19 protein-coding genes and 2 pseudogenes are annotated in these 26,378 nt (G+C 40.6%); 12 read left to right on the top strand and 9 right to left on the bottom strand.

Going from position 1 to position 26,378, the window contains the following annotated elements; translation table 11 throughout:
• Positions 1–102 precede the first annotated feature (102 nt).
• The 4 genes from tig (at position 103) to HYG89_RS13935 (ending at position 4,480) form a co-directional block, all read left to right on the top strand.
• Entirely contained in the window at positions 103–1,434 is a 1,332-nt protein-coding gene (tig, locus tag HYG89_RS13920; protein ID WP_178867998.1) for a trigger factor, read from the top strand.
• Between the two features lie 190 nt (positions 1,435–1,624).
• Positions 1,625–2,230: an ATP-dependent Clp endopeptidase proteolytic subunit ClpP gene (clpP, locus tag HYG89_RS13925; RefSeq protein WP_019836825.1), complete on the top strand. Its 606-nt coding sequence runs from the start codon at positions 1,625–1,627 to the stop codon at positions 2,228–2,230.
• Between the two features lie 29 nt (positions 2,231–2,259).
• The gene (clpX, locus tag HYG89_RS13930; protein WP_178868000.1) at positions 2,260–3,570 is read left to right on the top strand and encodes an ATP-dependent protease ATP-binding subunit ClpX; all 1,311 of its coding nucleotides are present in this window, start codon (positions 2,260–2,262) and stop codon (positions 3,568–3,570) included.
• A 193-nt stretch (positions 3,571–3,763) separates the two neighbouring features.
• Positions 3,764–4,480, top strand: a complete 717-nt coding sequence (locus HYG89_RS13935; protein WP_178868002.1) for a DUF2846 domain-containing protein — start codon at positions 3,764–3,766, stop codon at positions 4,478–4,480.
• A 101-nt stretch (positions 4,481–4,581) separates the two neighbouring features.
• On the opposite strand, the gene HYG89_RS13940 is transcribed toward HYG89_RS13935, so the two are convergent.
• Positions 4,582–6,108 carry a fumarate hydratase gene (locus HYG89_RS13940; protein WP_178868004.1) on the bottom strand — a complete coding sequence of 509 codons (1,527 nt, stop codon included), beginning with the start codon at positions 6,106–6,108 and terminating at the stop codon, positions 4,582–4,584.
• 236 nt (positions 6,109–6,344) lie between these two features.
• On the opposite strand from HYG89_RS13940, the gene HYG89_RS13945 reads away from it, so the two are divergent.
• On the top strand, positions 6,345–6,956 hold the full coding sequence (locus tag HYG89_RS13945) for a class I SAM-dependent methyltransferase (protein WP_131260570.1): 612 nt from the start codon (positions 6,345–6,347) through the stop codon (positions 6,954–6,956).
• 114 nt (positions 6,957–7,070) lie between these two features.
• Here HYG89_RS13945 and pta read toward each other — a convergent pair whose 3' ends face one another.
• From pta to HYG89_RS13965, 4 genes are all read right to left on the bottom strand, one after another.
• The gene (gene pta / locus HYG89_RS13950) at positions 7,071–9,212 is read right to left on the bottom strand and encodes a phosphate acetyltransferase (RefSeq protein ID WP_178868006.1); all 2,142 of its coding nucleotides are present in this window, start codon (positions 9,210–9,212) and stop codon (positions 7,071–7,073) included.
• Between the two features lie 56 nt (positions 9,213–9,268).
• Positions 9,269–10,483 carry an acetate/propionate family kinase gene (locus HYG89_RS13955; RefSeq protein WP_168417900.1) on the bottom strand — a complete coding sequence of 405 codons (1,215 nt, stop codon included), beginning with the start codon at positions 10,481–10,483 and terminating at the stop codon, positions 9,269–9,271.
• Between the two features lie 340 nt (positions 10,484–10,823).
• Positions 10,824–11,234: a hypothetical protein gene (locus HYG89_RS13960; RefSeq protein WP_178868008.1), complete on the bottom strand. Its 411-nt coding sequence runs from the start codon at positions 11,232–11,234 to the stop codon at positions 10,824–10,826.
• A 186-nt stretch (positions 11,235–11,420) separates the two neighbouring features.
• Positions 11,421–12,686: a glutamate-5-semialdehyde dehydrogenase gene (locus HYG89_RS13965; protein ID WP_096901406.1), complete on the bottom strand. Its 1,266-nt coding sequence runs from the start codon at positions 12,684–12,686 to the stop codon at positions 11,421–11,423.
• A gap of 341 nt (positions 12,687–13,027) precedes the next feature.
• On the opposite strand from HYG89_RS13965, the gene HYG89_RS13970 reads away from it, so the two are divergent.
• Entirely contained in the window at positions 13,028–14,362 is a 1,335-nt protein-coding gene (locus HYG89_RS13970; RefSeq protein WP_004974874.1) for an alpha/beta fold hydrolase, read from the top strand.
• A 59-nt stretch (positions 14,363–14,421) separates the two neighbouring features.
• On the opposite strand, the gene HYG89_RS13975 is transcribed toward HYG89_RS13970, so the two are convergent.
• Both HYG89_RS13975 and nagZ read right to left on the bottom strand, forming a co-directional pair.
• Complete coding sequence (locus HYG89_RS13975) at positions 14,422–15,312, bottom strand: class I SAM-dependent methyltransferase (RefSeq protein ID WP_178868021.1); 891 nt, start codon at positions 15,310–15,312, stop codon at positions 14,422–14,424.
• A 526-nt stretch (positions 15,313–15,838) separates the two neighbouring features.
• Entirely contained in the window at positions 15,839–16,942 is a 1,104-nt protein-coding gene (gene nagZ / locus HYG89_RS13980; protein ID WP_178868010.1) for a beta-N-acetylhexosaminidase, read from the bottom strand.
• 194 nt (positions 16,943–17,136) lie between these two features.
• On the opposite strand from nagZ, the gene HYG89_RS13985 reads away from it, so the two are divergent.
• The 5 genes and pseudogenes from HYG89_RS13985 (at position 17,137) to HYG89_RS14000 (ending at position 23,598) form a co-directional block, all read left to right on the top strand.
• Positions 17,137–19,341, top strand: coding sequence for a carboxy terminal-processing peptidase (locus HYG89_RS13985; RefSeq protein WP_178868012.1), 2,205 nt, complete (start codon positions 17,137–17,139; stop codon positions 19,339–19,341).
• Between the two features lie 323 nt (positions 19,342–19,664).
• The gene (locus HYG89_RS13990) at positions 19,665–21,731 is read left to right on the top strand and encodes a bifunctional diguanylate cyclase/phosphodiesterase (RefSeq protein ID WP_178868013.1); all 2,067 of its coding nucleotides are present in this window, start codon (positions 19,665–19,667) and stop codon (positions 21,729–21,731) included.
• A gap of 3 nt (positions 21,732–21,734) precedes the next feature.
• Positions 21,735–21,971, top strand: a pseudogene (locus HYG89_RS13995) (Fic family protein); the annotation flags it as partial.
• 136 nt (positions 21,972–22,107) lie between these two features.
• Positions 22,108–22,179, top strand: a pseudogene (locus tag HYG89_RS16100) (hypothetical protein); the annotation flags it as partial.
• Between the two features lie 216 nt (positions 22,180–22,395).
• On the top strand, positions 22,396–23,598 hold the full coding sequence (locus tag HYG89_RS14000) for a site-specific integrase (protein ID WP_178868015.1): 1,203 nt from the start codon (positions 22,396–22,398) through the stop codon (positions 23,596–23,598).
• A 216-nt stretch (positions 23,599–23,814) separates the two neighbouring features.
• On the opposite strand, the gene HYG89_RS14005 is transcribed toward HYG89_RS14000, so the two are convergent.
• Positions 23,815–24,108, bottom strand: coding sequence for a pyocin activator PrtN family protein (locus HYG89_RS14005; protein ID WP_178868017.1), 294 nt, complete (start codon positions 24,106–24,108; stop codon positions 23,815–23,817).
• 146 nt (positions 24,109–24,254) lie between these two features.
• On the opposite strand from HYG89_RS14005, the gene HYG89_RS14010 reads away from it, so the two are divergent.
• A complete protein-coding gene (locus tag HYG89_RS14010) occupies positions 24,255–25,439 on the top strand; it encodes a hypothetical protein (RefSeq protein ID WP_178868019.1) in 1,185 nt (394 codons plus the stop codon).
• Positions 25,440–25,539: 100 nt separating this feature from the next.
• Here HYG89_RS14010 and HYG89_RS14015 read toward each other — a convergent pair whose 3' ends face one another.
• Positions 25,540–26,229: a hypothetical protein gene (locus tag HYG89_RS14015; RefSeq protein ID WP_256734017.1), complete on the bottom strand. Its 690-nt coding sequence runs from the start codon at positions 26,227–26,229 to the stop codon at positions 25,540–25,542.
• Between the last annotated feature and the right edge of the window lie 149 nt (positions 26,230–26,378).

Consider the following 26,378-nt stretch of genomic DNA (forward strand, 5'->3'; position numbering starts at 1 on the left):
AAATTCAGTCGAGATCAGAACGTATTTTGTATATCCTTTAATGTTGTCATATAATGTGGCACTTTTTTATAAACTGTTATTACTAACTATATCGAGGAAGCCATGCAAGTAACTTCTGAAGCGGTTTCGGGCGTTGCCCGTCGTTTAAATGTATCTGTACCGACGAGCCGTATTAACGAGCAGTTTGAAGCTCGCTTGAAACGCACTGCCAAAACTGTGAAGATCAACGGCTTCCGTCCAGGTAAAGTGCCTGTAAACGTTGTTCGTCGTGAATACGGTGCGGGTATTTATCAAGAAGTGGTGAACGACATTATTCGTGACACCGTTTTTGAAGCAATCCAACAAGAAAAAATCAACGCTGTTGGTATGCCAAATATCGAAAAAACTGAAATGAAAGACGACGCTTTAGTTTACGAAGCGACAGTTGAAGTTTATCCAGAAGTTGAAGTGAAATTTGAAGGTTTAGAAGTTGAACGTAAGTCTTCAGAAGTGAACGACAAAGACGTTGAGCAAATGCTTGAAAATCTTCAAAAGCAACGTGCTTCTTGGGCAGAAACCAAAGGCATGGCAAAAAAAGACATGCAAGTGACTTTTGACTTTGAAGGCACTGTAGATGGCGAGAAGTTTGAAGGTGGTGCTGCTGAAGACTTTAAACTGGTACTTGGTTCTGGTCGCATGATTCCTGGTTTTGAAGATGGTATTGTGGGCATGAAAAAAGGCGAAGAGAAAGTGATTGATGTAACTTTCCCTGAAGACTACCAAGCAGCGAACCTTGCAGGTAAAGCAGCACAATTCAAAATCACATTGAAGCTGGTTGAAAAGCAAAAACTTCCAGAAATTGATGCTGAATTCCTACAAATCTTCGGTATTTCTGAAGAAGAAGGCGTAGAAAAGTTAAAAGCTGACGTTCGTAAAAACATGGAACGTGAAGTGAAAAACGGTTTACGTAACCAAGTAAAAGGCGCAACTTTTGATGCACTCGTTGCGGCAAACGAAGTTGAAATTCCGTCTGCAATGGTTGCTCAAGAAATTGACCGTCAACGTCAACAAATGATTCAGCAATTCACACAACAGTTTGGTGCGCAAGGTGCAAAAGCATTTGACTCAAGCATGCTTCCAGATGAATTGTTCAAAGAACAAGCTGAAAAATCTGTAAAACTTGGCGTATTGGTTAGCAAAGTATTAGAAAATGCTAAACTTGAAGTAGATCAAGCGCGTGTAGATGCTTACATCGAAGACATGGCTTCTTCTTATGAAGATCCAAGCGAAGTGATTGAATACTTCAAAAACGACAAACAACAACGTTCACAAATTGAAGCTGTTGTTTTAGAAGACCAGGTTGTAGATCACATCTTAGCTTCTGCAAAAGTTACAGATACAACTGTAAGCTATGAAGACTTATTGAAAGAGCAGCAAGCTCGTCAACAAGGCTAATTTGCTTTGATACAAAAAGGCGCTTCGTGCGCCTTTTTTATTGCATCGCGGTTTTCAGTTTTTCAGAGATTGATCGCATTTAACTCAAAATATCTACGATTTAAGCCGTGAATATTTTGCAATTTAGACAATTATCCCTCATATTGTGAACATGAGTCGTGTCACAAGAATTTAGGAATAAATAACCATTATGTATGTTCCAACAATTGAAAATGCTTTAATTCCCATGGTGGTCGAACAATCATCTCGTGGTGAGCGTTCTTTTGATATTTATTCACGTCTTTTACGTGAACGTGTCATTTTCTTGACGGGTGAAGTCGAAGATAATATGGCGAACTTAATTGTGGCGCAGATGTTGTTTTTAGAAGCTGAGAACCCAGATAAAGATATTCACCTTTACATTAACTCACCAGGTGGTTCAGTGACTGCAGGTATGGCAATTTACGATACCATGCAATTTATTAAACCAGACGTCGTGACTTACTGTATGGGACAAGCAGCATCTATGGGTGCTTTCCTGCTCAACGCAGGTGCAAAAGGTAAGCGTTACTGTCTTGAGAATGCCCGCGTTATGATTCACCAACCATTGGGTGGTTTCCGTGGTCAGGCATCAGATATTGAAATTCATGCGCGTGAAATTCTATTCATTAAAGAGCGTTTGAACCGTTTAATGGCAGAACATAGTGGTCAGGACTATGAAACTGTCGCAAGAGATACCGACCGTGACAACTTCATGACTGCGCAGGCAGCGAAGGAATACGGTCTTGTGGATGAAGTTTTAACAAAACGTCCATAAGTTTTAAAGATTGAGATATTGGAGTGACTATGTCCGAACATCCTCAGGGACAAAAACATTGTTCATTTTGCGGTAAAACGCAGTCTGAAGTCGGGAAGCTGATTGCAGGCGAGGACGCATACATCTGTAATGAATGTGTGGACGTATGCTTAGACTTGGTTCAGACCAGTCAACAAGTTGAGTCGGGTGATTGGGCAACACGTCCATTGCCAAAACCACATGAAATTCGTGCTGCGCTTGATCAGTATGTAATTGGTCAAGATACTGCGAAAAAAACCTTATCGGTTGCAGTGTATAACCATTACAAACGTCTGAAAGTGACCCAGCAAGGGCATAAGGCAGACGATACTGTCGAAATTTCAAAAAGTAACATCATGCTAGTTGGGCCTACAGGTTCGGGTAAAACCTTACTTGCACAGACTTTGGCGCGCCTACTGGATGTTCCTTTTGCAATGGCAGACGCAACCACATTAACCGAAGCGGGTTATGTGGGTGAAGATGTCGAAAACATTGTGCAAAAGCTGTTACAAAAAGCTGATTACGATGTAGAAAAAGCACAAAAAGGCATTATCTATATCGATGAGATCGACAAAATCACGCGTAAGTCTGAAAATCCATCTATCACCCGTGATGTATCAGGTGAGGGTGTTCAGCAAGCCTTGCTTAAAATGATTGAAGGCACGGTCGCATCTATTCCACCTCAAGGTGGTCGTAAGCATCCGCAGCAAGAATTCATTCAAATTGATACCTCAAATATCCTGTTTATTTGTGGTGGTGCATTCTCTGGTTTAGAGAAAATTGTACAGCAACGTCAGGAAAAAGGTGGGATTGGTTTTACTGCAGACGTGAAGAAAAAAGATGAAGGCAAGAAATTGTCTGATTTATTCCGTCAGGTAGAAGCAACTGACTTGGTGAAGTTTGGTTTAATTCCAGAGTTTATTGGTCGTTTGCCAGTGATTGCAACACTAGATGAACTGGATGAAGATGCATTATTACAAATTCTGACTGAACCCAAAAATGCTTTAACCCGTCAGTATCAATACTTATTCGAGATGGAAAATGTCGATTTAGTCTTTGAAGAGGCGGCTTTACGTGCAGTGGCGAAAAAAGCCCTTGAACGTAATACAGGTGCACGTGGTTTGCGTTCTATTTTAGAAAATGCTTTGCTTGAAACCATGTATGACCTGCCAAGCCGTACCGATGTTGGCACAGTGGTAGTGACTGAAGCGGTGATTGAAGAAGGTGCTAAACCTGAATTTCAGACCGAACGTCAGCCTCAAACAGAAGAACCTGCAGCAGAAAAAATTGACTTAAAAGTATTAGACAGCAAAACTGCTTAATACGCTATTCGTCTGAAACGTGCCGAAACGCTAGGTTTCGGCACGTTTTTTTATTGTCAAAAAAATCAAGGCAGTGTTAATCTTAGACCTAGGCGTGGATGCCCATTATTCAAAACAACAATTGCAAAATGAATTTGCAGCGTGATTTCAAAAACGTGATTTACAAAAATAAGAAACGCAGTGAGGGATAGACATGCGTGGTGTCGCAATCTTGGTCGTGACCAGTTTAATGTTGCTGGGATGTCATGGCAAAAAAAACGTGGTGCAACAAACGCAACCACCTAGTACCTTAAAAGTTTTAGATTTAGAACAAAAACCTGGTTTTGTAGAACAACACCGTTTGGGCATGATGACCATTGGTGGTTGGGTCAATCAAAAACTAGGGCAAAATTTTAAACCTGTTCAGGCACAACATGCCGATGCTGCCATCGTGTATTTATATCGTCCAGATTCTAAATGGAACAGACAGGAAATTGTCGCTGCTAGTATGTTTATCAACAAACATCGGATTCCAAGTTTATTGCACAATCATTATTACTGGGTTGAACTGGCACCGGGCGCGTATCGTCTGAGTGTGAGTCGTCCTTTGGGGGCATTACATTTTCAAAAACCGAAGTATTTAGATTTTCAGGTGCAGGCAGGGCAGTCGTATTTTATTAAGTATGACGAAGAAAATTTGAGTACACGTAAGGAAGTTTCAGGGCCTTTAATTTTAATGCCTACAAGTACCGCACAACAGGAAATCGCATTTACCCAACTCAAAACAGAAAGCTATAACTTTGTTGCGGAAGATCAGCACACAGGGAAGTTACGCAAAAAGCCACAAAAAATTAAGCATGAAAAATATGACCCTGCAGAAGATGTGCATTTAACCCAGCCATTTAAGTTGTGGGATCCTAGAACCTGGTAAGGTTTTTCATCTGTATCTTGTGCATTGCTTTTATTCATTTCTAGCACGCATAAAAAAGCACCCAAAGTTGGGTGCTTTTTCTTTATCACTGTATTGGAAAATTATTCTGCTGCAGCGTCTACAACAGGAATTTTACCAATTTTAGCTTGCCAGATTTTTGGTGCAATGGCGTGGATTGATGTACCGTTTACATCCACCGCAACAGAAACAGGCATATCTTCAACTTTGAACTTGTAGATTGCTTCCATACCTAAGTCTTCAAAAGCAACCACTTCTGCTTCACGTACTGCTTTAGATACGAGGTAAGCCGCACCACCTACAGCCATGAGGTAAGTCGCTTTGTGATCTTTGATCGCTTCAATTGCTGCAGGACCACGATCTGCCTTACCAATCATACCGAACAAACCTGTGTGTTCTAAGACTTGGCGAGTAAATTTGTCCATACGAGTTGCAGTTGTCGGACCTGCAGGGCCAACGACTTCATCACCAACAGGATCAACAGGGCCAACGTAGTAAATGAATTTGCCTTTTAAGTCGACTGGTAATTCTTCACCATTGTTGATCATGTCGACCATGCGTTTATGCGCAGCGTCACGACCTGTGTAAATTGTACCGTTTAATAACAACGTGTCGCCCGGCTGCCAAGAGTTCATTTCTTCTTGGGTAATGTTGTCTAAATCTACACGTTTAGATTTAGATGAATCCCAAGTTACTTCTGGGTAGTCCTCAAGTTTAGGCGCTTGAATATGCGCTACACCTGAACCATCTAACTGGAAGTGTGCGTGACGAGTTGCCGCACAGTTTGGAATCATACCCACTGGTTTGCCTGCAGCGTGGCAAGGGTAGTCTTTGATTTTAATATCAAGAACTGTGGTTAAACCACCTAAACCTTGTGCACCAATACCAAGTGCGTTCACTTTCTCGAAGATCTCGATACGGAGTTCTTCCATTTTGTTTTGTGGGCCACGACGTAATAATTCGTCCATGTTGATTTCTTCCATGAGTGCTTCTTTTGCAAGCATCATGGCTTTTTCGGCAGTACCACCAATACCAATACCAAGCATACCCGGTGGACACCAGCCTGCGCCCATAGTCGGAACAGTTTTAAGTACCCAATCTACAATTGAGTCAGATGGGTTCAGCATGGCCAATTTAGATTTGTTTTCTGAACCGCCACCTTTGGCAGCAACTGTAATATCTACTTTGTTACCCGGAACGAGTTTGTAGTGAATTACTGCAGGGGTGTTGTCTTTGGTGTTTTTACGACCAAATGCAGGATCAGCCAATACCGATGCACGAAGTACGTTTGAGTTTTCTAGGTAACCTTGACGTACACCTTCGTTAATTGCATCATCTAAGCCCATGGTTAAATCAAATTTAACGTCTAAGCCCACTTCAAGGAATACGTTTACGATACCAGTATCTTGACAGATTGGACGATGACCTTCTGCACACATACGTGAGTTAATTAAGATCTGTGCAATCGCATCTTTCGCAGCTTTGTTTTCTTCACGATCATAAGCACGGCTCATCGCTTGGATGAAGTCTTGTGGATGATAGTAGGAAATGAACTGAAGCGCGTCTTTGATCGAAGTGATCAAGTCATCTTGCTTGATAATAGTTGTCATATCAAAAATCTCTTGAGCGGGCGGATAGCTAGCGGGCTAAATTATAAGATAAAATGCAGCGATTGTGGGCACTTTGATCAAGCTTTGGGCGAAAGTTTAATATCAGTCGTTAGCTTGAGAGAATTTGTGAAATATCCATAAAATTATGTCGTCAAAACGGGCCATGATTTTGCTGTTTTGTTGGTGCAAATTCAGCTATGTTCAAAGACTTCTTTGGAATGATGTTTGGGGTAAATATGAATGATCACACGCATTTAGCTGCTCAGATTATCCCCATTTATCAACGGCATGCAAAAGCGTGGACAGACTTGCGCGGTCAGTTGTTATATGAAAAAACTTGGCTGGATCGTTTTCTTGCTTATTTGCCTGCGCAGGCCAAAATATTAGATTTGGGCTGTGGTTCGGGGCGTCCTATTGCTGCATATCTATTACAGCATGGGCATCAACTTACAGGGGTAGATAGCGCAGACAGCATGCTGGAGATGGCACGTGAACATTTTCCTGAACAGTGCTGGATTGAAGCCGATATGCGCTCAGTGAACTTGAATCGGTGCTTTGATGGTATTTTGGCGTGGGATAGCTTTTTTCATTTAACGCCAAACGATCAGCGCTGCATGTTCGAGAAATTTGCGCAATGGTCTACCGCCAATACAGTTTTAATGTTTAGCAGTGGACCTGCTGCGGGTGAGGCGATTGGGGAAATGTTTGGTGAAGCACTTTATCACGCCAGTTTGTCGCAGGATGAATATCGGCAATTGTTAAAAGATTATGGCTTTAAAGTTGTGAAAATGCTCGCGGAAGATCAGGACTGTGCAGGGCATACGGTGTGGTTGGCGCAGAGGTTTTAAAAATAGATTGGATGGAGCTAATCAATTTTTGTAGTGATCTATGAATCTACAGTGTGGAATAAAAAAACCACCCAATTTTTCAATCAGGTGGTTTGTAAAACTTAACTTTACGAATTATTGAGCTGCTTGTTGCTCTGCCTGAATCGCAGTCAATGCAATCGTGAACACAATGTCATCTACCAATGCACCACGTGACAAGTCATTCACTGGCTTGTTCAAGCCTTGTAGCATTGGGCCAACACTCACCACGTTAGCAGAACGCTGTACTGCTTTATACGTCGTGTTACCTGTGTTCAAGTCAGGGAAAATGAACACATTGGCGCGACCTGCAACTTGAGAGTTTGGTGCTTTAGAGCGACCAACACTTTCAACCGATGCTGCATCGTACTGTAATGGGCCATCAATCAGTAAGTCAGGACGACGTTGTTTCGCAATTTCAGTCGCTTTCGCTACTTTTTCTACGTCAGCACCTGCACCCGAAGTACCAGTTGAGTAAGAAATCATGGCAATACGTGGGTCAATACCAAACGCTTTTGCAGAGTCAGCAGATTGAATCGCAATTTCAGCCAATTGTTCAGCATCTGGGTCTGGGTTAATCGCACAGTCACCGTACACATATACTTCATCTGGTAACAGCATAAAGAATACTGAAGATACCAATGAATAATCAGGTGCAGTTTTAATGAGCTGGAATGCGGGACGAACTGTATTGGCTGTAGTATGCACAGCACCAGACACCAAACCATCAACCTGATCAAGTGCTAACATCATCGTACCTAATACGACAGTGTCTTGCAGCTGTTCACGTGCTTGATCGTCAGTAAGTTTGCCTTTACGCATTTCCACCATTTTTTCGATATAGTTTTCACGGATCAAATCAGGATCAATGATTTCTAAATCGTGTGGAAGTTCAATACCACGTGCTTTGGCAACATCTACGACAGCTTCAGGTTTTGCCAATAGAATACAGTGGGCAATACCACGTGATTGACAAATTGCTGCAGCTTGAACGGTACGTGGTTCATCACCTTCAGGCAATACAATACGTTTTTTTGCTGCAATTGATTTTTGCACCAATTCGTGACGGAATGCAGAAGGCGATAAACGTGGTTTGTGCGAATCGCTAATTAATTGCGTTAACCAGTCAGCGTTGATGTGGCTCGCAACAAAACGTGTAACTTGTTCAGCACGTTCAGTGTCATCTACAGGAATTTCATTGCTGAGATTTAACAATTGTTGTGCAGTGTCAAAGGTACTCAATTTGGTGTGTAAAATTGGCAAGCCATTTTTGATCGCCGTTTGACAGAATTCTAAAGCTTGTGCACTTGGTGCTTGATGTTCAGTTAAGACCAAACCTGCAAGTGGAATACCATTGCTGCTAGCTAAGCTACTAGCAAGCAATACATCTACACGGTCAGAACCACTGATGATCAGTTCGCCTGCAACAAATTTGTGCATTTCATGTTCGATGTTTGATGCAATCAGACTGCTGTGTAGAACACGGCGCTGCGCAGCTTCACCTTGGCTAATCCATTCAGCAGAAATGTGCGCAGCCAAGTCAGACATACGTGGCACACTTAAAGTATTGCTGAATGGTACTAAACCAATTACAGGCATACAGTCTTTACCAATCATTGGGTGCGTGGTTTGAATCGCACTAACGAATTGGTTGGTGTCGCTAATCAAACGTAAGTTTGGATCAAGTGTAACTGGAATTTGTGCAGAATCTTCTGGCAAACCTTTGGTACGCATGAATAATACGCCCGCAGTACGTTCGCAGCTTGCGCCACCAAAGAAACGTAATTGGTTGTCTACTTTGGCAGCTGTTTTTGCAGCATTGTTAATGTCGGCATTGCTAACAATAATGACTTTTGCATCAAGTGCTTTGGCCAAAGTGGCATTCAGTTCAGTTGCAAAAGGATCGCGTCCGTTTGGCAACACGCCTTCAACAATAATCACGTCATGGTGCTTAGAAATTTCACGATGTAAACGCACTGCATCTTCGAGCAATTCATCGTTTTCATCATTCTTTAAGCGTTCAGTCAGCGTGCTATAAGCAATCGGCTCAACAGTTTCATGCTTGAATAAATGACGATACAACGCTGTAGTGCGGTCTGCTTCTGGCTGTAATTCTTGCGAGAAAGGCTTTAAAAAACCTGCTTTTACGCCTTGGCATTCCAAAGCGTAAATTAAGCCTAGACATGCTGATGTTAAGCCAACACCAATTTCAGTAGGAACCAAAAGTATTGTTTTCATAGTTTTTTCTAAATCATTTAGGAATTTATTGAAGGCACACTGGATACTACGATTGCTTAAGCAATCGCAGCATCACATTCAGACTTTTTTCCAGCTGACTTTAGCTCCTCAGCAACGTGCGCAGTTTCTTTAGCGATACGACCTTCTTCGTCAGTTGGTACAACCCAAATTTGTGGGCCAGTACCAGCATCGATACGACCTTCAGTACCACGTTTTAAGTTGTCGTTACGCTCTTTGCTGAAGTTAAAACCGAAGTGCGGTAAGTAAGATACTGTTTTTTCACGGATATAAGCAGAGTTTTCACCAATACCACCAGTGAAGAACAAGCCGTCTAAGCGTGGTAAACCACAGCTAAGCGCAGCTAAAGATTTAGCTAAACGGTAGCAGAATACTTCAATGGCAAGCGTTGCATCTTCATTACCTTGTTCAGATGCTTCAATTAAAGTACGCATGTCGTTCGATAAACCTGACAAGCCTAGTAAACCACTTTGGCTGTTTAGCATCTTGTCAATTTTGTAGATGTCCCAACCCAAGTTGCTTGCAAGGAAGCTGTGTAAGCTTGGATCTACATCACCACTACGGGTACCCATCACCAAACCTTCAAGTGGGGTTAGGCCCATAGAAGTATCTACACTTTGACCATTCCAGATCGCACAAGTTGAGCTACCGTTACCTAAGTGAGCTGTTAACCAGCCACCTTGTTTAAAGCTACCTGCCAATTCTGAACCACGCTCTGAAACATACGCATGGCTTGTACCGTGGAAGCCATAACGACGTACGTTGTGGTCGGTATATAAGAATTTAGGTACTGCATAACGGTAAGCGTGTGCAGGCATAGTTTGGTGGAATGCAGTATCAAATACAGCAACTTGCGGAAGCTCTGGGAACAAACGCATCGTTGCTTCAATACCCACCAAGTGTGCTGGGTTATGTAACGGAGCAAGCGGAGTTGCTTCACGAATACGTTGAACAATTTCTTCTGTTAATAATTCTGCTTTGGTCAAAGTACCGCCGTGTACAACGCGGTGACCAATGGCTTGAGGCTTATATTGAGACAAGCGGCCTAAAATTGTTTCCAATGCTTTTTCGTGGTCAGCATGTGGAATAGAAAGTTCGAGAGGTTCACCACCGACGGTAACACCTTTAATGCGTGCATCAGCAGAACCTAGATTTTCTGCCAAACCAAAAATACGATCTTCGCGGCGCTCAGACACGAGTGCATATTTAATAGAAGAAGATCCGCAGTTAATCACTAATACTGATGTAGTCACGTTTATGTACCCGAATTCTAATTGAAGTTATCCCTAGTGAATCAAGCTGCATTGCAAGATATGGCAAACGGCAATCTATTGTGTTGCAATCTTGATCATTACGTATGTTTTATCATGGGTTTTTTATTGCTCCTAGATAGACTTTAGGAGATTAGACTTAAGCATTATCGACCATGAAATCAGAAATAATTAAAATTTATCAGCCCAAAACTTTCATTTTTTCATGAAATGATGGTCTAAAATTTCTGCTTAATTCCTGTTGTATTCTCTTAACATAGCACACTTCATTCTGCAGGCGAGTGGCAAACTGTTTTAAATTATTTCCTCAATCTTTGTCGGTTTATTTTGATTTGGCAGCGTATTTAATTTCCGACCAACGGACAATCACATAAGCAATCAGTGCCACCATAAAAAACACCAACATCATCCACGCCAAGCCTTGTAAGGTTTCAATAATGGTGCGGTAAATTTCCAATACCCAGCGTTCTTGCGTCAGTTCAATCACAATTCTTTTGTTATTTTCGGCATAGGTGAGTGGGGTAATGTATTTTTCCATATCGTAAATACGAATGCCTGAAGATGTGCCGACCACCATGCCAGCAAATTTGGTGTACTTTGCCCATGCTTCATGAATTGGGTCGTGGATGATACGCGCCAAAATTGCATTGATGGAGCTGGAAAACAGACGCATGACAATGAACGACACCAACAGTGCTAAAGCAAAGGTACTAATAATCAAATAATAAAACATAAGCATCGCCACTCTTTTTGATGATTTTTCTAATCTTGATGGTGTTTTTATTTTAAGTGAGCGTGAGGCAGAAATGTGTAGTGGAACTGTGTCTTAAAACAATGTCTAAAAAATAGAAGGGAATAATGTTCAGCTTCCTGTGAAACTGAACATTATATTTGGATATTGCAAAATTACAGATGGATTTTATTGGCGGATTTGACCATCGCCAAACACGATCCATTTTTGTGAGGTTAAACCTTCCAAACCGACAGGGCCACGGGTATGAATTTTATCGGTAGAGATTCCAATTTCAGCACCTAAACCATATTCAAAACCATCAGCAAAGCGTGTAGAAGCGTTAATCATGACTGAACTAGAATCTACCGCAGCCAAGAATTGACGCGCCAAACTAAAGTTTTCAGTAATAATGGCATCAGTATGATGTGAACCATATTTATTGATATGTTCAATTGCCTCATCAATTCCTGAAACCACTTTAACTGCCAAAATTGGGCCTAAATATTCGGTGTACCAATCTTCTTCGGTTGCTGTTTTAACACTTGTACCCAAAATCTTTTGGGTTGCAGGACAGCCGCGTAATTCGACTTGTTTTTCTGCATATAGCTCGGCAATACGTGGCAAGAATTGTGCGGCAACAGCCTCATCGACCAACAATGTTTCCATGGCATTACAGACGCCATAACGGTGAGTTTTTGCATTCAGGGCAATAGGCAGGGCTTTTTGTAAATCGGCCTGTGCTTCTACAAATACGTGACAGTTACCATCCAAATGTTTAATCACTGGAATACGCGCTTCATTGCTGATGCGTTCAATCAGACTTTTACCGCCACGTGGCACAATTACATCTACATATTCAGACATGGTAATTAATTGCCCAACGGCAGCACGGTCTGAGGTGTTAATCACTTGCACCGATGTTTCTGGCAAGCCTGATGCTTTTAAGCCGTGTTGAATCGCGGCAGCAATCGCTTGGTTAGATTCCAGTGCTTCAGAACCACCACGTAAAATAATCGCATTGCCTGATTTTAATGCCAAAGACGCAGCTTCAAGGGTTACGTTTGGACGTGATTCGTAAATCATGCCCACCACACCTAGCGGTACACGCATTTTGCCCAATTGAATACCAGATGGACGGTAAGCCATATCGGTAATTTCACCAATTGGATCCATGAGACCAATCACATCTTTCAGACCTTGTAACATGCCTTTAAAGCGTGCGGGGTTAAGTTCTAAGCGATCAAGCAGTGCGCTATCCAAGTTGTTGTTACGACCTTTGGTCATATCAATTTGGTTGGCAGCTAAAATAGCGGACTCGCTATTTTCCAATGCCGTATAAATAGCCGATAACGCATTGTTTTTAGATTGGGTAGAAGCGCTTGCTAAGACACGAGAGGCTTGGCGTGCTTGTTGTCCTACCGTTTGCATATATTGTTCAATAGACTCTTGCATAGCGGTTTGATCACTTAGAAATTTCAACTCGATATTAACAGTCTGTGCCTGCACAATGAAGCGTCTCAGCGGAAAATCGACTAAATTGTTCAATCTTTTCATATTTTTCAATGCTTTCATCACAAAAATTAATATTTTGAAATGCTTTATGATTTAAAAGTAGATGAGCGGTCATAGAAAATGTTGCGTATAAAATCAGCACCTGTATAGAATGATGCGATAACGACATTGATGTCATTCACAACAATAAGCAGGATGCCACTTTAATTCAGATAAGTGGGTAATCGTTCAATGACGAACACTTGCACAATAAAAATAAAATGCGCATGGAGGTAAGGAATATGAATTCCATGATCCAGATGGACACGGATGTACAGGACGCAAGTTCGCATGTCTGTTTTTTTGATATTTACGATAAACACAGCTTTAAACAACCCGCTCGTACCACTTGGATCAACGGCTGGAAAGTGGAATACATGGCAATTGCTCAGCCAGAAACCGCACATTTAACTCCAATTGTGATTATTGGTGGTGCATTCCAAAACTTTAATTCATATAAATATTGTGTCGAGCAGCTTTTTCGTGCAGGGCCAATCATTTTAATTGATATGCCATCTATGGGCGCCAATCAGCAAATGACCAATGTGGAAACAGGTGAGTCGGCAGGAACGCTAGAACTGCATGATTTAGGTCAGATGTTGGGTGATTGGCTGGATATTGTCGGCTTAGATAAAGTATCCGTCATGGGCATGTCATTGGGTTCGGTGGTGGCATCGTGTCTAGCAGATCAGCGTCCTGAATTGATTGATCGCATGATTTTAATGGGGGTTATGCAAAAGACCCGTAAAAGTTGGCGCATGTTGCTTGAAGAATCACTGCATTTAATGAAAGAGCAGCGCATGGATGAATTTGGTCAGGCGGTGATTTTATACTTGGTCAATCATGCCAAAATGGAACAAACTCGCATGTCACCGACTGCAAAGCGTTTGTTTTACCGACAAATGGCCGACTTTACCGCTACAGAGCAAGATCGCTACGATGTGAACTGCAACCGTTTATTGCGGTTAACCAATGTGCCTATTCCGCAATGTAAGGTTTTGGTGGCGTGTGGGCAATATGACAGTTTTACCTTGCCGCATGAAAATGCCAATTTTGCCTTACAGTGCCCGAACATGGAATTTGCCATGATTGCCAATGCAGATCATGTGCCGCAATTACAGCGCCGTAAAGAAACCATGAATTTATTTGCGACCTTTTTAAGCGATGAATCTATTCAGGACTTAGATGGCATTATTCCAATGACACGTGCGCAACTATTGACGATGGAACGCCGTGGAGAAGCGCGTATTCGGGTGCAAAATCCGCAAAGTCATTTGCAGTATCGTCATTCTGATTTGAAAATTGCTACGCACATTGTCGATTTAAACTTCTTTGGTGTATTGCTTGATTTTGAAAATGCTGCGTTGGCGGCACAAGCAGCACAGTTTGAACGAGATATGGCCTTAGAATTACAGGATGAGGAAGGCAGTTTTAGCATTGAATGTTTAATTTTTGAAAGCCAAGGGCAGCAACTACGCGCATTATTTAAGCATGGTAGTTTTGAGGTGGCAGAGCGTTTGTTGCGTTATGTGGAACGTCAAAAAGCGGCTGCACAAAATTTGGAATATGCCCGTTAGTAGATAAAATCAGTGCTTGGTTTAAAATTATCCAAAGAAAATAGAATCAAAATAGCGTGTTAAACCACGCTATTTTTTTTGTAGGCATGAACCATCCAGACTAAATCGCCTAAATGTTCTGCGGTTGTTTTTTCTAAAGAGCTGTTGGAAAAATACAGTTGTGGTTGTTGTAGCTGCACTTGCTCAAAACCTGCATTTTGAAAAAACTGAGTTAATTCCTGCGGAGATTGAAAGTGAAAGGTGAAAGCACTGCGTGACATAAATTTCAATAATCGGCTGCAGTTCCAAATAAAATTGGCGAGCTTGTTTTTGACGGGTTCAGGGTAAATATCGGTTAAATAATGCAGTTCTGGAAAGTCTTGGGTGTAGTTACACATGCCATTTAACAGCTGTTGTAGCATGTCTTTGCTGAAGTAGTTAATTAAACCTTCACTAATAATTACTAAGGGCTGCGAGTGATCAAAATATTCAAAGGCCTGTTGAAAGGATTCACTAAAAATATCGGCGGTGAGAACTTCAGGTGCGTCGTGGTCAATTTGTCGTAACGCTTGAGTTTTAATTTGCGCCATATCAGGCAAATCCAGTTCACGGTAATTCAGTTCAGGATATTTTTGTCGAAAGTTCCAGCTGCGTGGTGACAGCCCAGATGCAATTTCGAGCACTTGTAATTGCGGATGTTGCTGAATCAGTGCGGTTAAGTGTGCATCAATCATTTGGTGACGTTGTTTGAGGGTGCTGCGCATACTGCCGCCCACATGACGTTCTGCCCAGTTTTCTAAAGGATGTACCAATTTGGCTAAAAACTTGCCTTTTCGGGTCGCAAATACAGGATGTGAAATCCCCCTTTGATACCAGATATATCCCGTATAATGTGCGGTAAAAGAAATATGCCGATGTTTGGACAATACAGTCGTGTCTGAGCGAGTTGGCTTGGCATCCGAGTTGTGCATTTCAGTCCTTTTTTCTGTCGTGATTTTGCTGTTCAGCAATGTTTTTGTCATTTTCGTATAGACCTTAATTGTTTGTATGGTGGTCGTTGTCTTTTTAGGCATGCTTTGACACTCAAGCTGCGGTGTCAGGCATATACTCAAAATAGAATAAGTTTATCATAATCAAAAAGGAACAAGCTGTCGTGTTCCTTTGTCGTATAAATGCTGTGAAAAAGTGAAGGCGTATAGGGTCTGTTGACATTTCATAAATGGCTTGCGCTGTAGGCTAAAACTGAGCAAATCAGGCATAAAACGCAGGGAATAGTGGACCTATTTTCAAGTTCCATAACGCAATCTGAGAAAGTTTTAGCCACAGCCTTTCAGGACGAGCATATTTTTTGCTGCTATTGCGTTATGTGCCAGTCATTTAGAATGACTAAATTTCCTGTCCCATGCCTTATATCAGCTAAAAAATCTTGCGAGATATATCTCTCACGTCGCAAACATAGACGAATTGTCAACAGACCCTAGTTAGTTTGTAGTGATCTCAAGTCGCAGCGTTTTTAGTGGTACTTGAATAATTGGTCGGGTCGTGACTAGTTTGTGCTGCCAGTAGCGCGGCACTTTGTTCTTTAAATGCCAAAATACGATCACGGACGCTTCGCCATTCATCGCCTAAATCCAAAACTTCAGTAATGTTAAACTCCGCATTAGGCTCAGGGATTTTACCGCGCATGCGTTCTAAACGTGCCTGATTCGGCAAGGGTAAATCGGCAATTGCATTTAAAGCCAATCGTTGTGCTGCACGGTTGTTGCAGACCAATCCCATGTCACAGCCTGCAAGCAAAGCGGCATGAATACGTGCATCGGCATCGCCTGCTACACAAGCCCCCTGCATGCTTAAATCATCCGAAAAGAGTACACCATCATAGTCCAAGTCTTTGCGAAGCACTTGCTGTAACCAAAATTCAGAAAAACCTGCAGGGTTCGGATCGACCTGATCATAAATGACATGCGCAGGCATGAGCGCATCCAGTTGATTTTGCAGTTGGATAAAGGTTTGCATATCCTGTTGTTGAATTTCGGCAAAAGAACGTGAATCTATCGCGGCAGCAACGTGAGAGTCTGCTTTAACCGATCCATGTCCAGGAAAGTGTTTGCCTGTGGTTGCCATTCCTGCACGATGCATTCCACGTAAAAAAGCATCTGCCAAAGCAATAATATCGACAGGACGCGCAGCAAAAGCACGATCTCCAATGACATCACTGATGTCATTTAAATCTAAAACGGGTGCAAAACTAAAATCAATGCCTACGGCTAATACTTCGGTGGCCATCAACCAGCCACATTCTTCGGCTAAATCTAAGGCACGTTCAGGTTCGTTTTGGTATAACTCGCCAAATCTACCCATAGCAGGCAATAGGGTAAAACCTTGTTTTAAGCGTTGTACGCGTCCGCCTTCCTGATCGACTGCAATTAAAATATCAGGGCGTACCTGACGCATGTGGTCGGTCAAGGCGCGTACTTGCGCAGGAGATTGGATATTTCGGGCAAATAAAATGACTCCACCGACTTGCGGAGCGCTTAATAGTTCAATATCTTCTTGAGTAAGTTCTGTGCCAGCGATGTCGAGCATCAATGCGCCAATCATATTGGGTGTCCGTATTCGATTTTTATCAATAAAAAAACAATACCTGAATTTTGCAATGATTTGCTACATTTTGACAGCACAGATTATGATAAAACTACACGACAGACCCAAATTAAGTTGTATAAGATTTTGAATCTGCTCAATTCATTGTGAAAAGCAGAGATTGGTCAAAAACCAAGGACGTAAATATTTTTATGAAACTTCAAACCATCGCTTGTGCGGTTGCAATAGCAACTTGCGGTTTTTTCTTTTCTCACGCCATTAACGAGGCAATTGCAGCCAATAATACCGCTGTCGTTGCTAACAGTATTGTGCCGACGCAGGAACAAGCTTTGGTTTCGCGTCAATTGGCGACCTTGGTCGATCGTCAGCATTATTTAAATCAGCGTTTAGATGCTGCGACGTCGCAGCGCATTTTTGATTTTTATATCGACAGTTTAGACCCTGACCACACTTTGTTTTTGGCTAAAGAAGTTGAGCAATACCGCAAACAATATGCAGCAACATTTGGCGCTTCATTAAAAGCAGGCAATTTGGCTGGACCGTATCAAATTCATGCACAGTATCGTGAACGCTTAAAACAGTTTTATCATTTCATGTTGGCAGAGCTGAAAAAACCACAAAATTTAAAACAGCCAAATGTCACGATTGAAACAGATCGGGAAAAAGCACCGTTCTTTAATACTGAAGCAGAAATGCGTAAGCATTGGCAAAAAATGCTGGTGTCGCAGCTCATTAACCTGACCATTAGCAAAGAAGAAGAATTGGCAAAACAAAAAGCGATTAAAGATAACCCTGAATTGACCAATGGTCAGGATTTGGCAAGTCCAGAAGATTTGACTCCAGTGCAGACTTTAACTAAGCGTTATACTCGTCAGTTAGAGCGCATGGATCGTTTAAAGAGCGATGATGTGCTGGATAAAACTTTGAATGCGATGATGCTGACTTATGATCCGCACAGCAATTATTTCCCACCTGTTGATGCGATGGAGCTGAATCGTCAAACGACTTTGCAGCTTGAAGGGATTGGGGTGTCGATTCGTCCTGAACGAGGCAATGAAGACTACACTAAAATTGAAACCATTGTTGAAGGTGGCCCTGCCAGTAAAACAGGGCAGGTGAAATCGGGTGACCGCATTATTGGTGTGGCGCAAGATGGCGAAAAAATGGTGGATGTTGTGGGTTGGCCGAGCAATGAAATTGTGGGGCTGATTCGCGGTAAACGTGGCACCAAAGTCACTGTGCGTTTGTTGGGTGCGGGTGCGGCGATGAATCAGGCGCGTAATGTGACCATTGTGCGTGATGTGATTCAGGAAGAAGATGCGGGAGTTCGCTCACGAACGATTGACATCAAACGTGATGGTCAAACTTATACCTATGGTGTGATTGAAATTCCATCGTTTTATTTGAATTACCGTGCGCGTCGTGCAGGTAATGAATATCGCTCGGTGTCGGAAGATACCAACAATGCCCTGAAAAGTTTGGCGGCCAAAAATGTCGCAGGGATTATTGTCGATTTACGTAACAACCCTGGCGGCTCATTGGAAGAAGTGGCACGTATGCTTGGGCAAGTAATCAAATCAGGCCCTGTGGTGCAAATTCGTGATGGCAATGGCAACGTGAGCGTATTTGAAGATGACGATGGCGGTGCACAGACTTATGCAGGCCCATTGGCAGTGATGATTAACCTCGCTTCTGCTTCGGCCAGTGAAATTTACTCTGCTGCAATTCAGGACTATCAGCGCGGGATTGTGATTGGTAGCACCACCACTGGTAAAGGTACAGCGCAGGTACAACTCGACACCTTGGCCTATGGTCAGGCGACCTTAACCCAACGTAAGTTCTACCGTATTACAGGCGGAAGTACCCAAAACAAGGGTGTGATTCCAGACATTAAACTGGTAGATATTTACAACGAGGAGTTTGGTGAACGTAAAGCTAAAAATGCCTTGAAGTGGGATACCATTCCAACTGCGCCATTTAAGCGTGAAGGTTCAGTGCAGCCGTATATCACCAAGTTGGGACAATTGTCACAGCAACGAGTCACGCTTGATCCACAATTTCAGTATTTGGAACAACGTAAGCAAATTGCCAAACAAACTGAAGATCGCAAAAGCATTGTGTTAGATATTGAACAACGCAGAGCTGAGTTGTTGGCTTTGGAGCAACAAACGCTGACTGCGGAAAACAAACGCCGTCAGGAAACAGGTTTGAAACCATTTGCTAATTGGGAAAGCTATCAGGCATCTATTGATGCTTTGGCAGAAGCGCGTGCCAAAATGAAAGCGGCACAACGCCCTACTTTACCTGAGGAAGAAGCTTTTGTGATTGAAGCAGCGCAGGTGCTGCAAGACTATGCCATGTTACAAAAAGGTGTTTCTGAGCCGAATCAACCTTAAAACAATGTTAGAATCTTAATCAAATAGAACCAGCAGCGAAAAGTTGCTGGTTTTTTTCATCCTAAAGCGAAAAGTAAAGTGACAAGATGCATATAGCTTTGAGTCAGACAGCTATTTTTAGCAGTTTTGAATTGCCATTATTTCATGATGACATATTATATATTTGACTATTGACCAAAGCGGAATAGTATTAGACTCTTAAGTCAATGCAGTCTTTGCTAGATCAATCCGTCGTTCAGGTTGCTTTTTAGTTATTATTTATAAGAGAGTGTGAGATTGAGTAGCCGAAAAACAATAAAATATGACAGAGATGGATACATCTAATGATGCATGTACATTATGATCTGAGCTTGGTAATTGGCTCGGTAGCAATCTCAGTATTGGCCTGCTATTTTGCAGTGTCTGTTGGGCAAATGCTTTTTCAAAATGTACAACAACAACTAAAAAAAATTGCATTAATCATGAGTGGTTTGCTGCTGGGTGCGGCAGTGTGGAGTATGCATTTTGTGGGCATGTTGGCATGCCAGTTACCTGCACCATATCAATTTGATCTTAGCTTTACGACCCTATCTTTTGTTATTGCATTTATCGCCTCTACGTTTGCGGTTTGGCTGACCACGCAATCGACCCTGCCTGTGGCGCGTTTGATCCTGAGCGGCATTTTGATGGGGTTGGGTATTTCAGGCATGCACTATACGGGCATGATGGGAATTCAGGTAGAAGGCTACCGTAGTTATTATGATCCTACCATTGTTTTGCTGTCTGTATTAGTGGCCATTGGCGGTGCAATACTTACCTTTTGGTTTATGTTTCATTCCAAGTGCAGAATGGGGCGTCAGGCACAATATAAAATTTTCATTGCGGTACACATGAGTCTGAGCATTGTTGCCATGCACTATATAGGCATGGAAGCACTGCATTTTTACTCTACAGCCGATTTGCCTCAATCAGGGCATTTTCAGATCGGGCAAGGGCCAGCCCTGTTGGTGGTTATTTTAGTGACCAGTTTGATTTTTGCTGCTGCGGTGGGCGTATCTCTGCTGGAGCTACGCTTAGAAGAAAAAAGCAGACAATTGTCTTTAGCCAATCGTGAATTGGCCAATCAGGCAGTCAAAGATAACCTGACCAAATTGCCTAACCGTTTATATTTAGCTGAATATGCACAATTGCTTTTTTCTGAGCATCGGCAAAAAAACACTAAAATTGCATTTTTGTATATCGACTTAGACCGCTTTAAAGCGGTGAATGACGTATTTGGGCATCATGTTGGCGATCAATTGCTGATTCAGTTGTCTAAACGTGTGCAATCCCACTTGGGCGAAAATACCCAGTTATTAAGAATTGGTGGCGATGAATTTCTTTTGGTGATTGAACATACCGACATTGCCGAAGCCACTGTCATTTCTGAAAAAATATTAGAACTGATTCAGCAAAGTTTCTTAATTGCAGGCAAGGTCATTAATATTTCAGGCAGTATTGGCATTGCGATGTATCCAGAGCATGGCACCAATTTGCAAGATATTTTAATGAATGCTGATGCGGCGATGCTGACCTCTAAATATCAGGGGCGTAACACCAGTTCAATATTTAATTATGATCTGGAGTTACTTGAGGCCAAAAGCCAAAGTAAGTTGATTAATGATTTATATAAAGCAGTTGAACAACAACAATTTGCGTTGTTCTATCAGCCAAAGTTTAAAGCCGCTGACCATAAAATTTGTGGCGTAGAAGCTTTAATTCGTTGGTATCACCCCGTACATGGTTTACTTACCCCAAATATGTTTATTAAAGGAGCTGAAAAGACGGGGTTGATTATTCAAATTGGCTATTGGACGTTAGAGGAAGCCTTTAAACAAATTCAAATTTGGGAAAGATCAGGTGCACCGTTATTTCCTGTGGCTGTGAATTTATCGGCAGTGCAGTTTGAACATAAACACTTATTTTCGACTTTAGAAAACTTGTTTAAACGCTATGAGATTCAACCCCATCACCTGATGATTGAAGTGACTGAAAGTACAGCAATGCATCATATCGAATCGAGTATTCGTAGTTTTGAGCGTTTGCGTCAAATGGGGATTCAATTGGCGATTGATGATTTTGGCACAGGACATTCGAGTTTCTTATATTTGAAAAAATTGCCAGTCGATGAGTTGAAAATTGATCGTGCTTTTATTTTAGATTTGTGTTTGGACAGCAAAGAAGAATTAATTTTAGAAAGTATTATTCAGTTGGCGATTAAACTGGGTTTAACTGTGACCGCTGAAGGGGTGGAAACGCCGTTACAAGCAGAAATTTTAACCCGTTTAGGCTGTCAGCAATTACAGGGCTACTTATTAGGCTTACCAATGGATGTTGAGCGTTTAGAAGAGCTGTTTAAACATTCGGCTTAAGCTAGCGATCATGCTACCGCTCAAGATAGCGTACAAGTGAGCGACCAAGTCCAGCGTTTAATTTCAGTGATGAAACAAGATGAATATAGTTTGGCTGAGTTGATGCAGTTGTTAGGTTTAACTCATAGCGCAACATTCCAAAAGAACGATATGAATCCTGCCATAGAAGTAGGTTTGATTGAACGTACGATTCCAGAAAAACCGAAAAGCCAAAAGCAAAAGTATAGATTGAAAAAATAACTATATTCTCAGTTGTGGATAAATTAGAACATATCAACAATCAATAAAATTTGATTCAAATCTGCTACAATTACGCCAATTTTTCATATTGATCATTTTGATCTTATACACTGCGGTTCTGCAGTAGGTGTCTTGCATGAGTTTTAAAGATGAGTTAGCGGCGCAGGTCGCACAGCGACGTACTTTCGCGATTATTTCCCACCCAAATAACACACTATAATTCATCTTATTCCAACCCATTTCAAAAGCATTCAAAATAAAATTAATATTTTATTAAATTTCAGTATTTTAATAAATTTTTTTTCTTATACCCATTGCATCATGTTTCAAGTTGAATTAAGTTTATTCAGAAGTTTTGTGTACATGAGTGTGTACATATTTGATGTTATTTTTTCTGATTTAAAATTTTGTACACAGGTGTGAAATGCCACTTACGGACACATGGCTTAAAAAGAATTTAGGTAAGACTAGGGATGAGCAACATGTCGAACCTGATAGAGATGGCTTGAGTGTACGTGTGTCACCTAAAGGTAAGATCACTTTTCAAATGCGCTTCAGATACGAGGGTAAGCAAGCTCGCCTAGACTTGGGTTCTTACCCCAATTTGACTTTATTACAAGCTAGGCAAGAGTTGCAAAAAATGAAAGGTGTCCTAGAGGCAGGACATGATCCAAGAGTATATAAAAAGTTAGAAGTTCATAAAGTGACGAACGCACTAACTTTTAAGGAGCTCTATTTAGAATGGCATGAAAAATACTGCATGCCGAATAAGAAAAATGCACAACAACAATTGCGGTCTTTTGAGTTGTATGTGTTTCCTAAATATGGATATCTGCCAGCAGATCAAATTACACTACATATGTGGTTAGAGTTACTAGAAGACCATTTTGAAAAATCTGCATCAATTACTGATCGACTGCTAACAAATACAAAACAGTGCTTAGATTGGGGCGTAAATCGTAGGCTGATTGAGAATAACCCGATACGTCATATAACTGGAAAACGTGATCTCAACATTAAAAAGAATAAAGTGGATCGAATTCTTGAAGATGACGAAGTGGCACTAATTTGGAAAATTTGCGATGAGTCTAGAATGGCGTTGAAAAATGCGCTGTTTATTAAAATCTGTCTCTTCTATGCTAATAGATATAGTGAGTTGAGGATGGCAAAAAAATCGGATTTCGATTTTGAACGCAAAATTTGGACTGTACCACCTGAAAACCATAAGACAGGTAAGTATACAAAGCGACCTCTTCTTAGACCGATATTGCCTGAAATTGAGCCTTTTATTCAGCAGGCTATGGAGCTGAATAGTTCCATCTATATGTTCGTGAATAATGGGACTAAAGAGATGTATGGGCAAAATGGTCCAGGTAAGCTACCGTATAATGTCATGCAATATGCAAGAAGACATTATGGTGTTGAGATGAAACATTGGTCTATGCATGATTTAAGACGTACAGCTCGTACTCATTTTAGTCGTTTTACATCGCGTGATATTGCAGAGTTAATGATTGGTCATACCATGCCAGGAGAGCAAGGGACATATGACTACCATGATTATCAGAAAGAGATGGGAATCGCTTATAAACAATGGTGGGATAAATTGGAAAGCCTAACTAGTTAGGCTTTCATTATTTCTAAAAAATTTAGCTTCCCATGTTTCTATTTGCTCTCGGTCCCAAAGACTTGTAGACCCCTTTACTGCTTTTATGGGTTGCGGGAATGGCTCCGCAAACATTTTTTGGTTTGGCTGTTGCCATCTCCATAATGTAGCGGCTGCTTTGATATTGAATTTTTCACGTATCTGTTTGGAAGTGAGGTATGACATCTTTAACCACCATCAACCATTGTTTTTGCACGTTTGGTGTATGTCGGTGTCTATGTAGGGTTGATTAATTCGTAGGGCCTTTGAAAGGAACTCTGAAAAATCAGCTAGGTTGATAAGGTAAGGAGCTTTTTGGCTATCATCAATTCTATAGCATGGGAATGGGAAATCCATGTTTCTAGCCTTTTCAAGCAATTTAGCTTTACTTAAATGAGGATAATACATGGCTCCTACTTGCTCGAGAGTAGGAGTCATTGTTTTAAACTGCATGAATAAATAGTCTGATAAATTCATTTGTACTTTGTTCATTTGGTCACTCTTTCAAAAGTTAATTCTTGAATCATTAGTCATACAACTAAGGTATAACTAACTAAATTCACTGAAATAATTGTAAAAAAAAAGAAATGACGAATAATGAGGAAATAAGGGTAACTTTTTTCTTCATAGACAGCTCAATGCCAAAACTAACAGACATTCAAATCAACACTATTAAACTATTAGATTATTTATACTTCTACGATATTGTTTCGCTAGAAACCTTTTCTGATGAGAAATTGGATTTTTATAAAAGGTTGAATGATTCTTTTCATCTAATTTTAGCTACAAGAAAATATAAAGGGCTGAGAGCTGAGCACTACAAGCATTTACTGTTGATGGGGCTAGACTTAAATATTGCCTATTATAGTAAATCGGATAAGATGCAAGAGAATGATGTTAGCAATTTTATCTCTGCTTTTAATGATGAGATACGTTCAGAAGTCGATAAGGCGGATTTTCCTATTGATGAATTTGCCCAAGATTTGCAGAACATATTGGATAGACAACCTATAAATCCGTTGAGCGGAAATGAACGCTATAAAATAGTTAGTCAGTTTTTAAGCTATGAATATGACAATATTGCCATTGGAGTACTTGGAAAATTACTTGATATGGGGATCTTAAAGGTCTCGAAGTATAGTAAAGCCTATCAGGTGATTTCTCAGGAATTGTTAGATAAGTTATTCTTTAGAGCTATGCTATTTCTTGAATTAGAAATTTTTAAAAATAAGCTGTTGGCATCAAATTTAAAAATGTCGCAGATTGTAGATTTGAATAATTTAAGTGACCATGAAAAAGTCATTGCAGTTATTAAGTCTAACGCCAAGTTGGAAGCTTTGGAAAAAGTAGATTATCAGCGTATCTATACTATTGATCTAAACAAAAAAAATGATTTGTCGAGGTATTTTACTAATGTGGAGGCAAGGTTAGGGCATAATCCGATCTTTAAACCCAACCTTGCATCTTGGGTTAGCTTGCTAGGAGCATGGCATCTAATGCTGGTCAAAAAGAACAACATAAATAAACCATTATACCGTGAGACCCCTATCCACATCTTAGATGCTGAACCTACCTGTTCTGAGATAGCCAAAAAAGAAATGGAGGAGTATGGCTTTGCTATTTCGGAAAGAACCTTATTTGATCAACATAATAGTATTTTTGATTTTTATAAGCTTATTAGATTTACAGTGAATGACATGATAGATGATGGCTTCTATGGAATATTAGAACCAGTACTTACTAAATATTTCTTTTATGATCCAAATATTGGGGATAAGTTTAAAAGTGCTTTAAGCAAAGTGAATATGAGCTTAAATCAATAAAATTTTATTAAGATACCTATTTTCATTAGGTCTGCACGCACAAACCCAATCTTAGTTATATAATGGACTAGATTGGGTGTGACTGGTGGAAAGATTATTTTTACAAATATAGGTTTTCTCCATCGACTGAACAGCATTCTTTGGCATAGGTTTCATTGATGAGTCTTTCGATCATTTGCTCTTCGGACAGACCATTCTTGAAAGCTAATGTAAGCAACGCTTCTCTAGCTCTTTTAGTTAATGCGTAATAGTTAGGTTTTTTCACCTTTTTCTCCTCACGGTGCTTTTTTTGATACCACGCGTTATATAATTTTTTTCTTAGAGCATAGTGAATATTTTCATCTTCATAATAGATAATATCAAATATTGAGTTAATTAAAGTCTCATATTCAGATACATGTGATGCATCTCTTCTGTATTTTCTAAATTCTGAGTTTTCATTAATATACTTTTTAGCCCATACAAAAAAATCAGAGCATGGTGATTTAAAGTGACTGTTGAATTTTGAATATATTTTGTCAAATCGATAATATATATTTTCAATTGATCTAGAATTTTCATAATAAAAAGGGATTGTATAAGCCAGATAAAGGAGCTGGAAGTATAGATTTTTTATATCTAAAATTAAGCGATCTCCTTCTTTTTCATTCAAGACTTTGCATGCAAATTGTAAGAATCTTTGATTATCTTTAATTTTATTAAAGTCAAAAGAATGTATTTTGATTCTAGATTGAAAATCCTTTAAATCACGTAAAAAATAATAGATATCATCATCACTACTATTATTCATTTCATCAATTATAAATTTACTTATGTGTTAGCGGCAGTGTAAAAATGACCCCCTAATGGCATTTAAAAACTGACCCCCTTGGTTAATATAGCGGTCATTTTGGACTGCTCAACATGTTAACTTTGGAGCAAGCAGTGACAATCCAAATA

Source organism: Acinetobacter sp. SwsAc5 (assembly GCF_013391485.1).
In the GTDB taxonomy this organism is placed as follows: domain Bacteria; phylum Pseudomonadota; class Gammaproteobacteria; order Pseudomonadales; family Moraxellaceae; genus Acinetobacter; species Acinetobacter towneri.

Bases quoted from the DNA above. Each gene is read 5' to 3' on its own strand.
- tig (WP_178867998.1), top strand. From the start codon at position 103: ATGCAAGTAACTTCTGAAGCGGTTTCGGGCGTTGCCCGTCGTTTAAAT.
- clpP (WP_019836825.1), top strand. From the start codon at position 1,625: ATGTATGTTCCAACAATTGAAAATGCTTTAATTCCCATGGTGGTCGAA.
- clpX (WP_178868000.1), top strand. From the start codon at position 2,260: ATGTCCGAACATCCTCAGGGACAAAAACATTGTTCATTTTGCGGTAAA.
- HYG89_RS13935 (WP_178868002.1), top strand. From the start codon at position 3,764: ATGCGTGGTGTCGCAATCTTGGTCGTGACCAGTTTAATGTTGCTGGGA.
- HYG89_RS13940 (WP_178868004.1), bottom strand. From the start codon at position 6,108: ATGACAACTATTATCAAGCAAGATGACTTGATCACTTCGATCAAAGAC.
- HYG89_RS13945 (WP_131260570.1), top strand. From the start codon at position 6,345: ATGAATGATCACACGCATTTAGCTGCTCAGATTATCCCCATTTATCAA.
- pta (WP_178868006.1), bottom strand. From the start codon at position 9,212: ATGAAAACAATACTTTTGGTTCCTACTGAAATTGGTGTTGGCTTAACA.
- HYG89_RS13960 (WP_178868008.1), bottom strand. From the start codon at position 11,234: ATGTTTTATTATTTGATTATTAGTACCTTTGCTTTAGCACTGTTGGTG.
- HYG89_RS13965 (WP_096901406.1), bottom strand. From the start codon at position 12,686: ATGCAAGAGTCTATTGAACAATATATGCAAACGGTAGGACAACAAGCA.
- HYG89_RS13970 (WP_004974874.1), top strand. From the start codon at position 13,028: ATGAATTCCATGATCCAGATGGACACGGATGTACAGGACGCAAGTTCG.
- HYG89_RS13975 (WP_178868021.1), bottom strand. From the start codon at position 15,312: ATGCACAACTCGGATGCCAAGCCAACTCGCTCAGACACGACTGTATTG.
- nagZ (WP_178868010.1), bottom strand. From the start codon at position 16,942: ATGATTGGCGCATTGATGCTCGACATCGCTGGCACAGAACTTACTCAA.
- HYG89_RS13985 (WP_178868012.1), top strand. From the start codon at position 17,137: ATGAAACTTCAAACCATCGCTTGTGCGGTTGCAATAGCAACTTGCGGT.
- HYG89_RS13990 (WP_178868013.1), top strand. From the start codon at position 19,665: ATGATGCATGTACATTATGATCTGAGCTTGGTAATTGGCTCGGTAGCA.
- HYG89_RS14000 (WP_178868015.1), top strand. From the start codon at position 22,396: ATGCCACTTACGGACACATGGCTTAAAAAGAATTTAGGTAAGACTAGG.
- HYG89_RS14005 (WP_178868017.1), bottom strand. From the start codon at position 24,108: ATGAACAAAGTACAAATGAATTTATCAGACTATTTATTCATGCAGTTT.
- HYG89_RS14010 (WP_178868019.1), top strand. From the start codon at position 24,255: ATGCCAAAACTAACAGACATTCAAATCAACACTATTAAACTATTAGAT.
- HYG89_RS14015 (WP_256734017.1), bottom strand. From the start codon at position 26,229: ATGAATAATAGTAGTGATGATGATATCTATTATTTTTTACGTGATTTA.